21 protein-coding genes and 2 pseudogenes are annotated in these 19338 nt (G+C 33.0%); 17 read left to right on the top strand and 6 right to left on the bottom strand.

The window, feature by feature from the left end; translation table 11 throughout:
- Window positions 1–24 precede the first annotated feature (24 nt).
- The 3 genes from ACQVV1_RS24295 to ACQVV1_RS24285 all read right to left on the bottom strand — a co-directional run bounded on the left by ACQVV1_RS24295 (window position 25) and on the right by ACQVV1_RS24285 (window position 2243).
- A complete protein-coding gene (locus ACQVV1_RS24295; protein WP_242252926.1) occupies window positions 25–324 on the bottom strand; it encodes a hypothetical protein in 300 nt (99 codons plus the stop codon).
- Between the two features lie 153 nt (window positions 325–477).
- Window positions 478–1680: an MFS transporter gene (locus ACQVV1_RS24290; RefSeq protein ID WP_242252928.1), complete on the bottom strand. Its 1203-nt coding sequence runs from the start codon at window positions 1678–1680 to the stop codon at window positions 478–480.
- Window positions 1681–2090: 410 nt separating this feature from the next.
- Window positions 2091–2243 (bottom strand): YqbF domain-containing protein, encoded by a 153-nt coding sequence (locus ACQVV1_RS24285; RefSeq protein WP_071680000.1) that lies wholly within the window; start codon window positions 2241–2243, stop codon window positions 2091–2093.
- A 511-nt stretch (window positions 2244–2754) separates the two neighbouring features.
- Between ACQVV1_RS24285 and ACQVV1_RS24280 the strand changes: the two genes are divergently transcribed.
- From ACQVV1_RS24280 to ACQVV1_RS24245, 8 genes are all read left to right on the top strand, one after another.
- On the top strand, window positions 2755–3540 hold the full coding sequence (locus tag ACQVV1_RS24280; protein WP_242252930.1) for a class I SAM-dependent methyltransferase: 786 nt from the start codon (window positions 2755–2757) through the stop codon (window positions 3538–3540).
- Window positions 3541–3609: 69 nt separating this feature from the next.
- On the top strand, window positions 3610–3798 hold the full coding sequence (locus ACQVV1_RS24275) for a DUF3970 family protein (protein WP_000621879.1): 189 nt from the start codon (window positions 3610–3612) through the stop codon (window positions 3796–3798).
- Between the two features lie 77 nt (window positions 3799–3875).
- Window positions 3876–4841: a nucleoside hydrolase gene (locus ACQVV1_RS24270; protein WP_242252936.1), complete on the top strand. Its 966-nt coding sequence runs from the start codon at window positions 3876–3878 to the stop codon at window positions 4839–4841.
- A gap of 172 nt (window positions 4842–5013) precedes the next feature.
- Window positions 5014–5256, top strand: coding sequence for a GlsB/YeaQ/YmgE family stress response membrane protein (locus ACQVV1_RS24265; RefSeq protein ID WP_000638308.1), 243 nt, complete (start codon window positions 5014–5016; stop codon window positions 5254–5256).
- A 77-nt stretch (window positions 5257–5333) separates the two neighbouring features.
- A complete protein-coding gene (locus ACQVV1_RS24260) occupies window positions 5334–5729 on the top strand; it encodes a hypothetical protein (protein ID WP_000847587.1) in 396 nt (131 codons plus the stop codon).
- Window positions 5730–5855: 126 nt separating this feature from the next.
- Window positions 5856–6353 (top strand): hypothetical protein, encoded by a 498-nt coding sequence (locus tag ACQVV1_RS24255; protein WP_277930112.1) that lies wholly within the window; start codon window positions 5856–5858, stop codon window positions 6351–6353.
- Between the two features lie 105 nt (window positions 6354–6458).
- Window positions 6459–7304, top strand: coding sequence for a gluzincin family metallopeptidase (locus ACQVV1_RS24250; RefSeq protein WP_242252940.1), 846 nt, complete (start codon window positions 6459–6461; stop codon window positions 7302–7304).
- Window positions 7305–7331: 27 nt separating this feature from the next.
- Window positions 7332–7976: a YjgB family protein gene (locus ACQVV1_RS24245; RefSeq protein ID WP_242252942.1), complete on the top strand. Its 645-nt coding sequence runs from the start codon at window positions 7332–7334 to the stop codon at window positions 7974–7976.
- 79 nt (window positions 7977–8055) lie between these two features.
- Here ACQVV1_RS24245 and ACQVV1_RS24240 read toward each other — a convergent pair whose 3' ends face one another.
- Window positions 8056–9282 carry an MDR family MFS transporter gene (locus ACQVV1_RS24240; RefSeq protein ID WP_242252944.1) on the bottom strand — a complete coding sequence of 409 codons (1227 nt, stop codon included), beginning with the start codon at window positions 9280–9282 and terminating at the stop codon, window positions 8056–8058.
- Between the two features lie 101 nt (window positions 9283–9383).
- On the opposite strand from ACQVV1_RS24240, the gene ACQVV1_RS24235 reads away from it, so the two are divergent.
- The 5 genes from ACQVV1_RS24235 to ACQVV1_RS24215 all read left to right on the top strand — a co-directional run bounded on the left by ACQVV1_RS24235 (window position 9384) and on the right by ACQVV1_RS24215 (window position 14912).
- Window positions 9384–11120, top strand: coding sequence for an ABC transporter substrate-binding protein (locus ACQVV1_RS24235; protein WP_242252946.1), 1737 nt, complete (start codon window positions 9384–9386; stop codon window positions 11118–11120).
- A 159-nt stretch (window positions 11121–11279) separates the two neighbouring features.
- On the top strand, window positions 11280–11903 hold the full coding sequence (locus ACQVV1_RS24230) for a YhbD family protein (protein ID WP_242252948.1): 624 nt from the start codon (window positions 11280–11282) through the stop codon (window positions 11901–11903).
- 13 nt (window positions 11904–11916) lie between these two features.
- Window positions 11917–12627 carry a polymer-forming cytoskeletal protein gene (locus ACQVV1_RS24225; RefSeq protein ID WP_242252950.1) on the top strand — a complete coding sequence of 237 codons (711 nt, stop codon included), beginning with the start codon at window positions 11917–11919 and terminating at the stop codon, window positions 12625–12627.
- Window positions 12628–12645: 18 nt separating this feature from the next.
- A complete protein-coding gene (locus ACQVV1_RS24220; RefSeq protein WP_242252951.1) occupies window positions 12646–13353 on the top strand; it encodes a cytoplasmic protein in 708 nt (235 codons plus the stop codon).
- 23 nt (window positions 13354–13376) lie between these two features.
- A complete protein-coding gene (locus ACQVV1_RS24215; protein WP_242252952.1) occupies window positions 13377–14912 on the top strand; it encodes an MDR family MFS transporter in 1536 nt (511 codons plus the stop codon).
- A gap of 54 nt (window positions 14913–14966) precedes the next feature.
- On the opposite strand, the gene ACQVV1_RS24210 is transcribed toward ACQVV1_RS24215, so the two are convergent.
- Entirely contained in the window at window positions 14967–15287 is a 321-nt protein-coding gene (locus ACQVV1_RS24210) for a hypothetical protein (RefSeq protein ID WP_063221509.1), read from the bottom strand.
- Between the two features lie 222 nt (window positions 15288–15509).
- Between ACQVV1_RS24210 and ACQVV1_RS24205 the strand changes: the two genes are divergently transcribed.
- Complete coding sequence (locus tag ACQVV1_RS24205) at window positions 15510–16289, top strand: BC_2878 family exosporium-associated protein (RefSeq protein ID WP_242252954.1); 780 nt, start codon at window positions 15510–15512, stop codon at window positions 16287–16289.
- 195 nt (window positions 16290–16484) lie between these two features.
- On the opposite strand, the pseudogene ACQVV1_RS24200 reads toward ACQVV1_RS24205, so the two are convergent.
- Window positions 16485–16649, bottom strand: a pseudogene (locus tag ACQVV1_RS24200) (isochorismate family cysteine hydrolase YcaC); the annotation flags it as partial.
- Window positions 16650–16906: 257 nt separating this feature from the next.
- Between ACQVV1_RS24200 and ACQVV1_RS24195 the strand changes: the two are divergent.
- The 3 genes and pseudogenes from ACQVV1_RS24195 to ACQVV1_RS24185 form a co-directional block, all read left to right on the top strand.
- A complete protein-coding gene (locus ACQVV1_RS24195; RefSeq protein ID WP_242252955.1) occupies window positions 16907–17677 on the top strand; it encodes a GNAT family N-acetyltransferase in 771 nt (256 codons plus the stop codon).
- A gap of 549 nt (window positions 17678–18226) precedes the next feature.
- Window positions 18227–18922, top strand: a complete 696-nt coding sequence (locus ACQVV1_RS24190; RefSeq protein ID WP_001294998.1) for a CsxC family protein — start codon at window positions 18227–18229, stop codon at window positions 18920–18922.
- Window positions 18923–19049: 127 nt separating this feature from the next.
- Window positions 19050–19338 (top strand): annotated as a pseudogene (locus tag ACQVV1_RS24185) (BC_2427 family protein); the annotation flags it as partial.

The following is a 19338-nucleotide window of genomic DNA, read 5'->3' as shown; positions in this document are numbered from 1 at the left end:
TAGATTTATGCCGAGTACTGAGGCCTATGTTATGTCTCTTTTGAGGAAAAATAAAGAGGAAAGTAGGATCACAATTCCATTTAAAATGTATATAATTGCAACAATAAGGGCTAGCCCCCCTGCGCCAAATCCAGCTTTATCGAATATAGAAGCGAATGCTACGGTAGCAAAAAAAACAATAGGAGTTATCAGTAAAAATATGAAACCGGCGATAATTCTTCTTTTAAAGTTATGTCCAGATAAGGAAATAGCTAAAAAGTTTATGATGCTAAACAGAGCTAATACAAAAATAAAGATAATAAATAACTGCATACCATCAGACAATTGCGTACCTCCTATATATATCATGTTAATATACTGTATTCGAAAGCGAAAGAGGGTACTCCTTTAAATAATTACAATAAGCGTAATAAATACGTTTTTATATAACAAAGACGCATGGATTAATCTAATATGATCCATGCGTCTTTGTGTATGTTATAAATTCGCAGATTGTGACGGTTGTTTTTCATACTGTTTCTGTTTAGAAAGCGATATGAAAATAATTAATAATGAAATGACGCCGAAAATTAAGACCATGTACTGTAATCCAATCGTATCTAAGAAGAAACCTGTACCGAGTAATACGATTTGGAACATAACTCTCTCAAACATATTACGGAATGAGAAGAGACGGCCGTGATAGCTTTTTTCCACTTTTGTTTGGAAAATTGTCGACATGATAGGGAAGAAGCAACCGACACTAAAACCAAACAAACCAAATGATGTAAGAGACATCCATTTTATATCGCTAAAGAACAATGAAAGGTGTGCAAAAGCGGTACAAATAGCGAAGAAATATAATAATTTTTCAGGTTTGAAATGATCAGATAAACGTTTTATAACGAAGGCCCCTAACATAAATGCGACACCTTCAATTGTATATATAAATCCTTTAATCGTTGGATCATGTTGCATTTCGCTAATATTAATTACCATTAAATTAAATCCAGCTATAAATAATAGAGGGATAATACTTAATATAAGTGCTGTGAAAGCAATCGGAATTCCTTTTAAAATACGAAATACTTCCATAAAGCTATTATCTTTTGCAGCTTGCTTACTTGGTGTTGTTGATTTCTTATCTTCAAATTGTAGGAAGAAAGTCGAGAGGAATAATAAAGCGTATGCTGCCATTGAGAAGGCATACATATACTGTAAACTCATTACAACTAAAAGAATTCCACCTAGTGAAGTACCTGCAATACGAGCGATTGTACCTACATTCATATGTACACCGTTCATTTGTAATAACTCATGCTCACGTACGATGAGTGGAATTACAGATTGTAATGCAGGAAAATAAAATGCAGCTGAAATTTGAAGCGCAACCATAAATGCAATCATAAAGGCGATACTTTCAAATTGGATAGCGAAAAACATAAAAATAACACTAATAACACGACCAAACCCGGCATAAAGAAGAACTTTTTTCTTTTCATACTGATCAATAATGCGACCAGCCATAGGACCAACTAGAACACCTGCTAATAGTCCGATAAATAATATAACTGATTTCATGAAATCAGAAGGGACATATTTTTGCATAAATTCAAGGTTGCCAAGAATACCAAGCCATAACCCTAGACCAGCAATAAACTCCCCAATTAAAACGATCCAAACATTTTTATTACGCCACATAATGTAAAACCTCTCCGTCTTTTAAAATGAAAAACTCGTATATAAAACCTCCTTATTTTATGTATTATTTTTAACGAACTTTTTTAGAGTCAGAGTCTATATTACGTGTTTCATGAGTGGATTTCAATATTTTTGATTTGTCAAAAATTTGATTTGTTAGTTGATAAAATAAGTAAATCAAAATGCAAATATTAGAGGGGTGAAAACTAACTAAAAGTAGGAGTGAATATCGAAAAAATAAAAAAGCAAGAACGTATAGCTACGTCTCGCTTTTCTCAATAACATTCACTTTGCAGCATTTAAGCTCTTTTCCAATAGCTAAATCACTAAAAGATAATGGATCAACAACATCGGCACTTGCACCGTAACATATCACAATAACGTGATGTTCCTCTTGATGCTTTTTGTAATTAAGCAGAATATTCTTCTTTACGCACTTCGAAAAATTCATTACGACGTAAGTAATTATATACTTTCTCAGAAACCTCTTCTTCTTCAGACATTAAGAAACGATGATCAAAAGCATAGAATGATTGACCTTTAATTAATTTTACGTAGTATATTTTACACGCCTCCTCTAGCAGAATTGGAACTTACCTAATAATATGATGGCCTAGATGTACATGAACCATACTTGGAGTTTCAAAAGATGGAAGGAAAGAAGTTAAGCGCATTGAAAAAGCTTACAAAACTGTAATGTTGTTGTCACGTTTTCCGATAGTTAAAAATAACCAATCTCCTCTATACTACAAATAAGTTACATAAAATTAGGGGGTAAAAAGATGGATGAAGTAATTGGAGAAGTTGTAGCAGGTATTTGTGAATTTGTAGTTGAAGTAACGGCAGATGCTATTGGTAGCCTAGCTTCAGGAAATGAAAAAAGGGAAGATGAAACTATATAGAAGATTAAAAAACAGATTTTAGCATACTTAAAAAACTGTGAGATACATTCTTACAGTTTTTTATTTTTTCAAAGCACTATATGTAATCTGTCTAAAAGAGGAATTGAAAATATGAAATAGAACTTATTAGTTATCTGAATCGTGTAAATAACAATAGAAAGAAGATGATAAAATGAATAAAGAAGAGCTTGTAAAACAACAATTTGGTAATAATGCGGAAAAGTATGTGAAAAGTAAAATTCATGCAAAAGGACCGGATTTACAATATGTAGTTCAACAAGTTGAGTCTCGTCATAATAATCGTCTTCTTGATATTGCTACTGGCGGTGGACATGTTGCAAATGTTTTAGCTCCATTGTTTAAAGAAGTAATTGCTTTAGACTTAACAGAAAAAATGTTAGAGAATGCGAAAAATTTTATTATAAATAATGGACATGAAAATGTAACTTTTGTCGCTGGAAACGCTGAAAGTTTACCGTTTGCCGATAGTTCTTTTGATACGATTACGTGCCGAATCGCAGCACATCATTTTACGAATCCAGCTCAGTTTATTTATGAAGTAAATCGTACGTTAGAAGATAATGGATTGTTTATTTTAATAGATAATGTTTCACCGGAAAATAATGAATTTGATACATTTTATAATTTTATAGAAAAAAAGCGAGATCCGAGTCATGAACGAGCACTGAAAAAAACAGAGTGGATTACTTTATTAGAGAAAAATGCTTTGCAAATGCAGTCATGTCTTACTTTTGACAAGAAATTTGAATTTGACTGGTGGTGCGATATGATGAATGTACCTTTGCAGAAGCGGGTGAAGTTAACAGAATGTATGATGAAAACATCAGTTGAAATGCAAGAATTCTTTAACATTCAATATGAAAATAATAAAATCAAGTCGTTTTATACTGAAATGGCATTGTTTATATGTAAAAAAAGTGCGACATTAAAAAGATAAACTTCTTGCAGTCTTTTCAAAGTACGTTATACTTAGTACAGAGAAAATGAGAATTGAGGAAATGTAATAATGATTCGCGTACGTATTGAAGGAACTGAAGAAGAAATGCTTGAATTTATGGAGAAAATGCCGGATATTCCTGGATTTGAAAAAACGCATATGAGAGAACCGCGAAAAGGAAATAATCCAAAATACGATTCAAGTAAAAATGTACTAGCATATTTATCTTATAAAAAGATTGAAGTCGCCAATAAATAGGCGGCTTTTTTAGTTTGCACCGTTTCACAGCCTTGTCTTTTTTACATAATAATAGTAGTAGATAATGCTGAAGAGGGGTGAGTATAGTTAATAAGAAAATCATCTTTTTTGGAGACTTTGGTATTGATGATGCTGTGGCATTAATTTATGCAAATAAAACATGTAAATTAGATATTATAGGTATTGTTGCTGAATATGGGAATGTATCGCGAGAAATTGTAACAGAAAATGTGTATTTTTTAGAAAGATACTATGCTACAGAAGTAAAAATCATTGAGGGTGCAGCAAGACCGATGACGGCTGAAGAACCTTTGTTCTTTCCAGAAATTCATGGAGATCACGGTTTAGGTCCAATTATTTCACCTGATATGAGGATTTGTAAACGGGAAAATTTTTGTGAATTAATTAAGTTAATTGAACCTTGTCCAGAAGATATTATTATTGTAGCGACTGGGCGATTAACAACATTGGCAACTTTATTTTTATTATATCCAAATGTCATGGATAAAGTATGTTCGTATTATATTATGGGCGGTGCTTTTTTATTTCCTGGTAATGTTACTCCTGTATCAGAAGCAAATTTTTATGGAGATCCAATCGCCGCAAATATTGTGATGAAGTACGCAAAGAATGCGACTATTTATCCGTTAAATGTAACGCAAGAAGCCCTAATTACTCCTGAAATGGTGGATATTATCAATAAAGAAGGAACAGGGCAGGCGAAACTTATTAAGCCAATGATTGATTTTTATTATGAGAACTTTTATAAAAAAGAATACCCTGGTATTGCTGGAAGTCCAATTCATGATTTACTTCCGTTTATTTCGTTTATAAATGATGATATTTTTGAATATAAAAAATCAGCAGTTTGGATCAGTACGACAAATGACGTAACAAGAGGACAAAGTGTGGCAGACTTTAGAAAAATAGCTAAGCCGACACGATTCGATGATCGACCAATACAAAGAATTGCGGTTGGTTTTAACTATCCTGCATTTAAAGAAGAGTTTATGCGGACAATATTGAAGCCTGATTGTCCATAATCTGTGAATTATGAAGGATTTCCACCATAAATTGAAAAAATGCTTGTTCATTATTTTGAAATAATCTAATAGTTGGGCTGTGTGAATAACTTATGAAAAATGTAACATAACTAATGGTAAGCAATTGTTTCTAATTATATTTTGATTGGTGAAATATAAAGGAGGGTATCGTATGATTTGGTCATTAATCGTTGGTGGTATATTAGGATGGCTTGCTAGCTTAATTACTGGCAGGGATGTACCAGGTGGTGTAATTGGTAATATTATTGCTGGTATTATCGGGTCTTGGATTGGTACGAAATTACTTGGTAGTTTCGGCCCGGTAATTGGCGGATTTGCAATTATTCCAGCTTTAATCGGTGCGATTATTTTAATCTTCATTGTAAGTTTCTTATTACGAGCAATGCGGAAATGAATGAAAGGACTGTTTACATTTGTAAGCAGTCCTTTTTATATGTTATGCTAGTATTATACATTCAGGAGGTGTCAGCATTGAAAACATTTACAGTAAATTTCCATCAAGAAGATAATGCTAAAGCAACAACAGTACATAAATTAAGTGAAGAGGACTTCAATAAAGCAACAGAAAAAGGTACTCGTCATCTATTTGATTTAGATACAAACGTTGGATTCTTCGTATTCTTTGACGCAGAAGATGCAGAAGGAAATGATCAATACTTAATGTTACAATACGAAGGAGATCATGAAGAGCCAACTGCGTGCTACGGATTTGATTTAAAACTATACTATCAATTTTTAGCACTATACTTAAACGATCTTGAATTCCAAGGCGAAACGGATGAGGAAGAGGAAGAATATGGTCCAATTCATCATTTAGCTCACTTACTTTATCATATTGTTGAAGATGGTAAGTCAATCGAAGTGTAAAAATACATATGTAAAGCTGTCCTATTTGGACAGCTTTTTTCATTTTCTCAAGCAAAATATACAAAACCTTTGCTATAATTTTTATATATCTTGATAAATATATAATATGAATAGGAAGTGAAGTATTTGTTTACAATTGAGAACTATAAAAATTCTTTAATAAAAGGACTAGAAGCAAAATCCTCTGATTTGATTGAAAGGTTAAAAACAACAACACAGCTTAATTATTATAAAGAAATAGATTTATTAGATTTTACTGTTTTTGTTCAGTCATTTGAATTGTCTATCGTTATGTTTTCAATGGATGGAGATGCTAATGAAGTCTTTTATGAGGGCACTGACGAAGAGATTTTTTCTGGTAGCTATGATGTAATGGATGACGTTACATATTATACGTTTAGTGATGAAGAATCTGATGAATTTTGGGATTTTTACAAAAAAAATGATGAGAAGTTATCTGAAATTGGAACGAAAGCTATAATAGAATGGTTTGCGACATGCTGGAATAAAGCTGGTGGTATGAATGTGAAATTACCCTCTTACGTTATTTTTCATGACGATGATGAATGTTATGATTTGCAAAATGGTAAATGGATTTCTGATGGTGATAGATGGTTTGATTAAACAGAAAAAGCAACAAAGAAGGCTCATCTTTCTTTGTTGCTTTTTCTGTTTAAGGAAGGATTGCAGTGTAAATGGCGAGAAGGGATATATAAGGAGATGGAAAAAATGATAAACAATACAATTCCAAGTTTTTTAAAATTATGGGAAAGTAACGACGTAGAATTAGCTGTCCTCAATCAATACTTCACTTCGCATCCAGAGATATTTGAAGAATACTTTAAGTATCATTGTCCTAAAACGAAAGAACGTCTTTCTAATGCTATTAACCTATATCCCGCAAAAATAGAAGATATTCGTATCATTGCAGAATCATTACCAATCATTATTCAAGAGGTAACGAATGAATATCATAATAAATTTAAATGTGATGTAAAAATGAAATTCCACTTATTTGTTGGAGGATTTGGCTCTAATGCATTTGTAGAAAGAGAAATTATTGGAGACATGTTTTTTGCGGCAGAAAAATTATCTCCTGATTTAAATCACCTTCGTGTTATTGTCGCTCACGAAATAGGACATATATATCATAATGTTATGTTACAAAATGATGGAATGGACTGGAGGAAAGCAGAGTGGGCCGATGCGACAGTTAATTTGTATCGTGAAGGTGTTGCAACATATTTATCAAAGCAAATTATGAAAGGTTTAAATGAATCAGTATATTACTCATATGATAATGATGGTGAACGTTGGTTACAATGCTATATAGAAAATGAAAAACATATAAAGAAACGTTTTTTGGAAGATTATATAGAAGGATGGACGTTTGAAAAAGAGAAAGAGTGGTTTCGGTTATCTGGCGGACAGTATTTTGGATACAATCGACTCGGTTATTTTTTAGGAACTGCTTTTGTAGAATATGTTGTACAAGCATGGGGAGAGAGTGAAGTATTTACTTTTTGGAATAAACACAATTTAAAAAGTAGTGTATTGGATTGGTTATCGAAATGAATAGCATTTAATAGGGAGCTGAAATGTATGAAAGTGTATGTAAAGATAGCTTTATTATTTCTTACTTTTACATGCATATTTGCCTTAGCGGCATGTAAAGGAACAGATGAAAAAAAGGAAAAAAACCCAACTTCGGAAAATAGTAAAAACGAACAGAATAATTCTTCTGAACAAAAGAAAGAGCCTGAGGTTAAATCAAATAACGATTCAAATTCGAAAGATACAATAATAAATCAAAAATCAATTAACCACGTTAAAAATTTGTTTGAACTAGCGAAAGAAGGAAAAGTGCCTAATGTTCCGTTCGCAGCTCATACAGGAGATATCGAAGAAATAGAAAAAGCGTGGGGGAAAGCTGATAAAACGGAGCAAGCAGGAAACGGAATGTACGCAACCTTTACAAGTAAAAATGTTTCCTTCGGTTTTAATAAAGGATCACAAGTTTTTGATGTACGCTCCTATCATGCAGAGCTAAAGTTAATTACATTACAAGAAATTGAAAAGGCATTAGGAAAACCAAAATCAGTTAAAGTAAATGGTGAAGATAAAATATATGTATATAAAGTAAACAATCAGTTTGAGTTAAAATTTATCATTCCAAAATCGACTGGTAAGGTAAATCATATTTCGGTATTTTCGCCCGAGGATAGTATAAATAAGATGGCAGGGTAATAAAGAAGGCTATCACCAAAGGTCATCAAGACTTTTGTGATAGCCTTCTTTTTACTGTTAAAAGGATGAGGAAAGCAGCCTATAAAACATGAGGAGTATGCTCTGAAATGTCTTTTTTTATTTTATTACGCTCTAAATTGTGAACAAAAAGAGCTTGAATAATGCCCCCAATTATTAAGAAACAAGCACAAATATAAAATAGCATACTGCCGTTTAGTTTGCTTAATAAAACCGCACCAATAACAGGACCGCACGTTCGAGATACATCCCAATGTAAGCCGTAAATTGAAAAATACAATCCACGTTTATCTGAAGGAGCGATTTCTGAAACGAATTGAAGTAAATGATTTAAAGCAATACTTCCACCGATGACTAAAAAGAGTAATGTGAAAAATAGTGACGTGATTGTTGCTGAAAGCCCGTAGCCAAGTGCAGCTACTGTATAGCAGGCATAAGAAATAATAATGATTTTCGCCATGGAAAATCGTTCAGACCATTTCACGAGGAAAACTTGCAGAAAGATTTCCATAATAGCTTTGCATGTTGAAATAAAAACGAGTATGAGTTCGAAATCCGGAAAAGTATGTTTCACGAAGATAAGATAATTCGTCTCAGTTTGTGCATAAAAAAAGCTAATAGGAAGTGTAGAAACCATAAGTCCAAATACGGCGTAATGTTTGCGTACAAAATGTTTTTGAGATGATCCTTCAAGCTTTTGCGTTGGTGTTGTCATTGCCGGAGCGGTCTCTGGAAGCTGCGTCCAAACAACGAGTGCATATACTATAAGTGCAATGCTTTGCACCGTAAATACATATTCAGGATGAGTCTTATAAAAAATAGTACCAATTAAAGGGCCGATTAGGGTACCTATTGCTCCCATCGTTTGCAGAAGGGAGAAGATTTCTGCTTGCTGCCCATGTTTTGTTAAATCAGCTATTTGTGCACGTTGAGCAGGAATATATAAGGAGCGGCCAATCCCATTTATGACATATAACAAAGCAAATATAAAAACGGATTGAGCAAAGATGAAGCTACCGATTGCAACGCTTTGTAGCAATAAGCCGAGTAACATAATTTTCTTTCGTCCATATTTATCAGTGACTCTTCCAGCAATAAGTGTAAATATAATGTCCGAAAGCGGTTGTAACCCGAAAATAAGCATAGTCATCATAATATTGCCGTTTAGCATCTTATTAACGTAAATAATCATAATAATAGCTAACATTGATTCTGTTGTTCGAGTTAATAATTCACCGCACAGTCTAATGATAATTGGTTTATTGTAACGTAATAAAAGATGATTCAATATTATTTCCTCCTTTCTATATTGAAATGATAAGATGAAAGGAGAATTGGAAAAAGGGTAGAAAGAATAGGGAGTATTTTTCACCTTTTAGGGGGAATATGATGTTTATTTTAGATCAATACATTGAGCTATGGATTGCCTATGGGAAAGGGAAAAAAGAAGGAGAACAATTAGAAATAACAGTGCAAAATATATCCGAAACATTATTTTGTACAGAGCGTAATAGTAAATTAATTATAAAAAAATTACATGAGTTAAATTGGATCGTTTGGTTTCCAGGTCGCGGGAGAGGGAATCGTTCTAAACTAATATTTCAAAAGCAACCGATACCATTGATTTTAGCTAAAGGAAAAGAGATAACGAGAAAAGGGGATGTGAAAAGCGGAATTTCATTTGTGGAGCGCTACAGCTCACAATTTCCGTCAGTAAAGAAAGAGTATGAAGTTTGGGTAGATTCAATATTTGGTCATAAAATAGAAAGGACATCCGAAGGGAGAAGAGATGTCCTTCGTTTGCAGGTTCAAATGAATTTAGATATTGCATTAGATCCGGTCTACGCTACAATGCGTTCAGAATGTCATATGGTAAAACATATTTTTGATACGCTCGTATATGTAAATGAGCAATCAAACTATATAGAACCAAGACTTGCTTTTCACTGGGAATATAATGATGCTGAAAAGATATGGACGTTTTATTTACGAAAAGGAGTACACTTTCATAATAGAAAACAACTTACTGCACATGATGTTATACATTCACTAAATCGATTTATAAAAGCTGAAAATAATCCACACGCGTGGATGTTACAACATATTGAAAGCGTCCGCGCAGTAGATGAATATATTATTGAAATTCAATTACATACAGAAAATGGCATATTTTTACATATGCTAAGTTCAGAACAGTGTTCTATCGTAAATGAAGATGAAGCGGAAAACCTCATTGGAACAGGCCCTTTTAAATTACGCGAAAAGAATGAACATTTATTTGTATTAGAAGTACATGATTTATATTATCGAGAAAGATCTTTTCTTGACCGAATTGAACTATTGAATGTGGAGCAAAATGTAAATACATATGACGTGTTAGTAAAGGCGCAGTATAAAGATAAAGAAAATCTTAATAAAGAGTTGTCTCGACTTGAGTCGAATGTGACATATATAACATGTAATCTTGCAAAAGAAGGACCAATGCAAGATGAGCTGTTCCGAAAAGCGTTATATAAAATCATTCATGGCCATGCAATCATTAAAGAACTTGGTGGGGAACGTGGAGAAGTGGCAAAGGAACTACTATTAGCTAGTGACAGCATAGTAGAGATTGAGGAGGAGGTAGAAAGTTTAATTAAAGAGAGTATGTATCATTATGAAGTGCTACAACTTTACACATTTACAGGACAAGATCATGTTGAAGATGCGCGATGGATACAAAAAGAGTGTGCGAAGTACGGAATTCGTGTAGAAAATAATTTTCTTGAAATAGAAGATCTGTTAGAAATAAGTACGATACAAAAGGCTGATATGATGCATGATAGCGCAACAATTAGCGAACGAATAGAAGATAGTTTGCTATATATGTTTCTTACAAAAAACAGTTTTATTCATGGGCAAAGCAACATGGATTTTCATAAAACGTTGTCCCCTTATTTTAAACAAGAACAAGTAGAGAAAAGAGTTACACTGTTACGCGATATTGAGGAGACTTTGTTACGTCAAATTCAAGTTATCCCTTTATACCGTAACAAACAACAAGTAACTTCTCACGAAAAAGTACAAAATATAATGATTAATTCACAAGGGTGGATTGATTTTTATAAAATATGGTTTAAACCTTGATAGATAAAGGTTCTTATGCATTTTTTATGAGATGTGTAAGGGCCTTTTTTGTATGTAAAATAGGGTTGTTTTACACGTTGTTACGCTACTTGTGATAAAAGTCCATTTACAACGTAACAGTGTTATGTTACATTGTTATCAGGAAGGAGTGTTATACAGTTGAGTACAGAATTAATTTCAAAAAAAGATTTATTAGAACTTACTGGTATTTCATACGGACAGTTATATAGGTGGAAAAGAAAAAATTTAATACCGGAAGATTGGTTTGTACGAAAGTCTACTTTCACGGGTCAGGAGACATTTTTTCCGAAAGAAAAGATTTTAGAGCGAATTGATAAAATCCAAACGATGAAAGAGGACCTATCACTTGATGAACTAGCGAATATGTTTTCACCGAGTGTGAGAGAAATTCTTTTAACAAAGGAAGACATTTTACGTAAGGGGATTGCATCAGAGCCAGTTTTACAATTCTTCATAGAACAAACGAATAAAACAACAGAGTTTCAATTTGTAAATATTCTTTATGTGTACATGTTAGAAGAATTACTACAATCGGGAGAGATTAGTTTAGAAGAAGGCAAAATGGTCTTGCAAGTTTTACGTGAAAATTATGAAGCAATTAAACATAAAACTTGTGACTTAATCATTGTCCGAAAGTTAGGGATTTCTACATGTTTCTTAGTTTCAAACGTGGATGATTTAATTTTTGAAAAAGGAACCAAAATCGTTTTACGCGAAGCGATTATGAAATATACCGAAGCATTAAAAACTAAATTGTTGTAGTGGAGGAGAAAGTATGCGTACAGATAATTTGATTATAAATGGTTACGGTTCATCGAATGGCGGCGAGTTTCATAAAGTGCAATTAAACGGAAAAGGAACTGTGAATGGAAATGTTGAATGTGAGCAATTTGAATGTAATGGTTACGGTGCCGTTACTGGAAACTTGAAAAGCAGCAATGCAAGAATTAGTGGATCAGGTAAAGTCGATGGTACAGTACTTGCAGAAAAGATGCGAATTGATGGGAAAGCAACAATTACGCAAGATGTGAAAGCAAACAGTTTGAAAATTGCAGGAAAAGGTACGATAGGTGGAAATGTCACTGGTGAAGAATTTAAAGTCAATGGTCAAGCGACAATTGATGGTAATTGTGAAGTGGATACTTTTTCTTCAGAAGGACAATTTACAATTGGTGGATTATTAAGCGCCGATGAAATAAATATTAATATTCACGGTACATGTCGAGCGAAAGAAATTGGTGGTCAAACGATTAAAGTAAGACATAGATCAGGTACATTTAGTAGGCTATTTAAAACAGTATTTGGCTTGCAGTTAGAAGCTGAGCTGCTTGAAGGTGACAATATTGATATTGATTATGCTCACATAAGAACGGTAAGAGGAGGTAATGTTACAGTAGGACCGAACTGTGAGATTGAACTGATTGAATATACCGGTGAGCTTACTGTTGATAAAAGCGCAAATGTAAAAGAAATTAAGCAGGTTTAATGGGAGGGAGTAAGTAATATGGAACATCCACATAGTCTCACAGTAAATGGTTCCGGTAATTCAGCAGGCGGAGATTATAATGAAGTGAAGATTCGCGGTGAAGGAACGATTACGAATGCTATGAGTTGTAATGAATTTAAAACGTATGGTACGAGTGATGTACGCGGTGATATGAAAGTGAAAAATTATGTTGTGTATGGAGATAGCGAAGTACAAGGAAATGTAGATGCGGAATATGTAAAAGTATATGGTAATACACAAATTCATGGTGATGCACATATTAAAAAAACAAAAGTTAGAGGTATGATAGATATTGCAGGAAAGTTTTCAGGTGATCTTGTCGATGTAAAAGGTGCTTTAAATGTGAAGGGAGATATTGAAGTAGAAGATTTATCATTAACTGGTGGTCTTGAAAGTGATGGATTACTAAATGCTGAAAATATTCAAATCTCACTTCGTTATGAAGGAAGTAAGGTAAGAGAAATTGGTGGTAAAAAAATTACTATTCGTAAAAAAGCGAGATTTCTTCCTTTTACTAGTCATGTTGGAAACCTCCAAACTTCAATTGTTGAAGGAGATGATATATATTTAGAACATACGATTGCTGAAGTAGTGAGAGGAAACAATGTTACAATTGGCCCTGGTTGTGAAATTAGTGTTGTAGAATATCATACTAGTTTTAATCAAAAGGGTAATGCAGTCGTAAAAGAACATAAACAAATATAAGTAGTACGAGGGAGAGCAAGGTTATGGTTGAGAAGAATAATAAGCTCGGCTTTGTTGTGGCGGGCTTATTGCTAGGTATTTTAATGGCATCAATGGATAATACCATTGTCGTAACAGCGATGGGAACGATTGTTGGTGACTTAGGAGGCCTTGAAAACTTTGTATGGGTCGTTTCTGCCTATATGGTCGCAGAAATGGCAGGTATGCCGATATTCGGTAAACTATCAGATATGTATGGTAGAAAAAGGTTCTTTATTTTCGGTTTAATCGTCTTTATGATTGGTTCGGCACTTTGTGGTACAGCTGAAAACATTACACAGTTAGGTATTTATCGTGCGATTCAAGGTATCGGCGGCGGGGCATTAGTACCAATAGCATTTACTATCGTTTTTGATATTTTCCCTCCTGAAAAGCGCGGGAAAATGGGTGGTTTATTCGGAGCAGTATTTGGTTTATCAAGTATTTTTGGACCGTTGCTTGGCGCGTATATTACAGATTATATTAGCTGGCACTGGGTATTTTATATTAACTTACCGCTTGGCGTTTTAGCACTTATTTTTATTACATTCTTTTATAAAGAGTCACGAGTTCATAGAAAGCAAAAGATTGATTGGTTTGGGGCAATTACTTTAGTTGGTGCAGTAGTTTCGTTAATGTTTGCGCTTGAACTTGGTGGACAAAAGTATGACTGGGATTCTAGCTTTATTTTAAGTTTATTTGGCGGATTCGCTATTTTAATTATTGCATTTACTTTTATTGAACGTAAAGTAGAAGAACCAATCATTTCGTTTGAAATGTTTAAACAACGTTTATTCGGAATGAGTACCATTATTGCATTATGTTACGGTGCTGCGTTTATGTCAGCAACTGTATATATTCCGTTATTCATTCAAGGGGTATACGGTGGTAGCGCAACAAACTCAGGGTTATTACTTTTACCGATGATGTTAGGATCAGTCGTAACAGCGCAATTAGGCGGATTTTTAACGACAAAACTTAGCTACCGAAATATTATGATTATTTCTGCGGTTATTATGCTAATTGGACTATTTTTATTAAGCACATTAACGCCAGAAACAAGTCGTGCATTATTAACAGTGTATATGATTATTATCGGATTTGGAGTTGGATTCTCATTCTCTGTACTAAGTATGGCAGCTATTCACAACTTTGGTATGGAACAGCGCGGATCTGCGACTTCAACGAGTAATTTCATTCGTTCATTAGGAATGACGCTTGGTATTACAATCTTCGGAATGATCCAAAGAACAGGTTTCCAAGATCAATTAGAAGAAGCATTTAAAGGTATGAGCGGAGGAATGAATACAAACGCTTTAGGAGATTCAAGAGCTATTTTATCAGAATCGGCGAGATCTCAAATTCCGCCGCAAATATTAGATAAAATTATTAGCGCTCTTTCTAATTCAATTGTTCAAACATTTATGTGGGCATTGGTGCCAGCTGGTTTAGCATTCATATTTATTTTCTTTATGGGAAATGAGCGCATGGTAATTAAGAAACAACAAAAGAATAATAAGAACGAAACATCAAAAGCGTAATGAAAAAACTCCTTTCCAATTGGAAAGGAGTTTTTTCGTATGTACAGATTTAGATTAGCCTTCGATAATTTCGTATTCTTCGTCTGCAAGTAATAAAATTTGTGTTTTCTTACCTTTGTTTTGAACTTCGATTACATCGTATGCACCTAAGTCTCTTACTTTGCTTTGAGAAGCGTTAACCATAACTTCCATAGAATCGATTAAGATATCTTCTTCAATGTATGATTCAGGCAATGCCATATCTTCAGTTTCTAATACACATGCATATAGATTTTGTAAGTTTTCAGCAGTTGGATTTTGTTCCTCAACATCAATGATGTTTTTTACTGCTTCCATATTTTCTTCTTTTGCTTGGTATACTTTAATTTTAGCCATTGTTTTAATCTCCTTTATAACGTAATCGTAGAGGCTACACCTCATTATAACGTTTTTTTCATGAAAGATGAAATTGTTATATGTATTTATAGTAAAAATTATGTGTTATTTCTTGTTCTTAGTGTGAATTCTTACGTTAAAGTTATATTGTCCAAGCTTTTTTATACTCCGCTCATATTATATGTATTAGATAAAAACATATAGGGAAGGGATGGAGTGTAAGTGGATTGTGAGCCGAAACGTGATTGTGGATGTTGCCAAAATAGTATATGTGAATTTTTACAAAGTCTTGAACCGTATACTAAAGTTGAGAGTATTGTAATAGCAGGAAATGGAATTGTTGTATCTTATTTTCTTTCATTTAATAAGAGGAATGGTATCGTATCCTTCGTACAAGAGGACAATGAGGTTATTTTTGTAGATTGCTCTAAGATTGATGCAATTCGAATAGGAAAAGTTTGTAGTTGTAAAACGAAAGTTAAATTTATTGAAGAGGATTTTAGTCTACTTGGAAATGTTTGTCCGCAATGTTTAACCGAGGGAAGTACACTCTTTTTTGACTTTCACAATCCAGAATTGAATTTATCACTGCAAGCAAAAACAATTGATGCACCTAGTTGTACTGAATTTACAGATGAAAATGGCAATGCAGTGAAGCAGGTTACAATAGTTGGGGAAGCGATTGTTTCTAAAGACTTTGTTCAAGTGCCTGAACTATTAAACTTTCAATTAGTTTTATCCGATACGGCTGGGAATCCTTTAAAGTTTGGAATACTGTTCATTAATTTCCCAGATCTTACGTTTATTATTCTTTTCGCATCGAGTGGATACCTCAACATTTCGAACTGTTTGAGAATAGAGAGTGGAACTGGTAATGCTGAAATAGAAGAAATGAAAAAGATGATAAAGAATGACAATAATACGTACAAGTCAATTATTAACCTGACTAAAATATATAAAAATGGCGCTACAGAATCCTTTACTTCTAAGAAGGAGATATAACGTATTCATATTGATTAACCCTCTTACAAGATAATGAGGGTTAATCAATATGCGAATTGGATGGTATTAACGAAAAAATTGCTTTGTTAATATAAATGTTAGTAAAGCAAATAAGAAAAGGGCTATTGAAGTAGCCCTTTTTTAACTATGTAAATAGTTGTTAGTAACTTTTATTAAGATTAATTAATGATTGTGTTATTTACTAAATTCTTTTTGAGCTCCCACGTAGCTTCCGATGATATTTTGATAACTTGGAAGATGTTTAGCAAGTAAAGCTCCAAAGCCTTCAACATCATTTCGCTAGTCACGCTGTAATTCAGCTGCAACGCTAAACCAATTCATTAATTGAACTCCTCCATTTAATCTTACAGTTATTTAGATAGGTTTGGTATACGTGTAAAAGTTTTTCAATAAATTGGCTTTATTTAGATATAAAGATGTGCATTTTGAAATTGCAAAAGTGAATTTTACTTTTTTGATTAGATGTTATAATAATTTTATATTTATGAATAATATATAATTATATGGAATTTAGTAGACGATTGCTTATATGTAGAATAAAAGGACTTATGAAAAAAAGTAGAGGTACATTGATTCTAATGAAAGCAGGAATGTGAATGATATATGAAGCGAATATACAGACAAGAGAAAAATTAGTTACTATGTTCGAAGATTTCAATAACGTTGTTTTACTTTCTTATTTACAAGGTCATATGGGTAACGCTTGGGTAAATAATCTCGAAAATCCAACGGTAGCGCAAGTTACGGTAGGGATTTTCACATTTTACGCTGGGGATCCAAATGTGAAAGAAACAGAAGAATTACTACATAACATTTCTGATAGAATGTTAGTAATCGTAAATAGTGAAGAGTGGAAAAAGCGTTTAGAAACATTTTTTGAAAGAAAAATAGATAAGTTTTTACGTTATAAATTCAAACGTAATTCGGAAGTTTTTGATCGTTCAAAATTACAATCTTTTATATCAACACTTCCGAAAGGATATGAGGTAAGAAGAATAGATGAGCATATTGCAAATGATTCTACACTACATAAGCTTTCTAAAGACTTTACAAGTCAATTTCAATCGGTAGAAGATTATTTAAATCGAGGTATAGGTTATAGCATTTTGTATAACGAAGAAGTTATATGTGGTGCATCCTCGTATAGTATTTACGATAAGGGGATAGAAATTGAAGTTGCGACGGATCTGAACCATAGAAGAAAAGGTTTGGCGACCGTAGTGAGTGCAGCGTTAATATTGGATTGTTTAGAAAAGGGGAAATACCCAAACTGGGATGCAGCGAATACGACATCTGCCAAACTAGCAGAAAAGCTAGGGTATGTTTTTGATAAGGCGTATGATACTTATTTTGTGGATAATAGATGAATGAGCAGAGATTGTAAGAGTTGTACAAAATAAAGAATTTAAAAAGGGAAAGACAAATGACTAGAATGTTTCGATACCATTGTTAAAAACTCCTATGGAAATATTAGAGAATAAAATGATTAGTTCAATAATAAGGAGATTTTATAATCTATTGAGTACAAAAACCGGCTTTTTTAGCCGGTTTTTATTTTTTTATAAAAGGGGACAATAGTCGTGATGTTCTGTTTTGTGGATAGTATTAAGTTGGTAAATGGTTCTTATTAAATGTATCCTTTGTTAGATAGAATAAAAGAGTCTTGAAAAATTAATATTGGAACACCAATTAGCTCTATCATAAAAAAGTCGAGAAATTCTATTTTATATAGGTAGATATCAGTATAGGCTACGTATATTAATGTATGTGTTTTTAACTATCTAGAAGCAATGAATCTCTTATTTTGCAAATGATAAAAGTGACTATGATACAAACCCACGCATTAATAGAAAAAGTACATATACAGTATAGAGAGTTGAAAAACTCTAAATTTTTTATAAAGGAGATTATAAAATATGAGTGAACAATGTCCAATTAATGTACCATGTCAGGTAGTAGGACAAACCCAAACACCATTAAGTGATGCACCTGCAACGCCAATTACTACTCCGGGAGCACCAATTGTAAAAATACCGGTTGTATTAGCAGAAAGAACAATTCAAATTGTTGTAGAATCTGATATTTCATTAGATCCTCCAGCGGTTGAAATTAAACGTATCTTAAAAAATGCATTTTTAACACAATGTAAGTTAGTTCCTGTAGCATTCGAACCAGTACCAGGAACACCTTACCGCCGAGTTACAAGAGCAAAGTTATTTGTACAAGGATATATTCGTAAAAATATTGAATATGCAAATGACGAGTGTAATGGAGTGCTATATGACCGCATTGCTAATGTTCCATTTTCTGGTTTTGCTGATTTAACAGCTGGTGATTTTCTATCACTAGCTATAGTGGCTGCTTCCTCAGATACTACTTCTCACTTTATTAATCCTAAAAATGGTGATCTACCACGTTTAGACAAATACTTCTTCGAAAATACAGTTTTTTATAATGAACAACCGTATTGCGAATTAGTTAGCGCTCAATTTTTTGAATTAGACTTTTCACCTTGTCCAACAGACCTAAACGAACCATTTGATACTCTTCGTGAAAAAATTGTACTAGATCTTACTTTAAAAGTTTTACAAGTACAACAAGTACAAGTATAAAACTAAAAAAGCATTGTCTTTGATAAAAAGACAATGTCTTTTTTATTATTATAAAACATATATAATGATGAAATGGTCGCGTACAAAAAACATATTTTTATGAATTTCATTAGACGGGGGGATGGTGATGAAGAATCCATGGGTTGGTCAGGAAATATGGAACAAAGTTTATAAAGGGAAAAAGCTGAATGTTCAAGATGATTCACGCGAAATAAGAAAAAAGGGAAAAATTGAAGAAACAGAATCAGAGAAAGAAGATAAAGCAATTGAATTAAAGAAAGAAAGTAAAGAAACAGAATCAGAGAAAGAAGATAAAGCAATTGAATTAAAGAAAGAAAGTAAAGAAACAGAATCAAAAAAAGAAGAAGTAATTGAATTAGAGAAAGAAAATAAAGAAACAGAATCAAAAAAGGGAG

The sequence above is a fragment of the Bacillus basilensis genome (assembly GCF_050630465.1).
Lineage (GTDB): Bacteria > Bacillota > Bacilli > Bacillales > Bacillaceae_G > Bacillus_A > Bacillus_A basilensis.
Note: the sequence above shows the minus strand (reverse complement) of the source record. Positions and strands in the feature narration are given on the sequence as shown.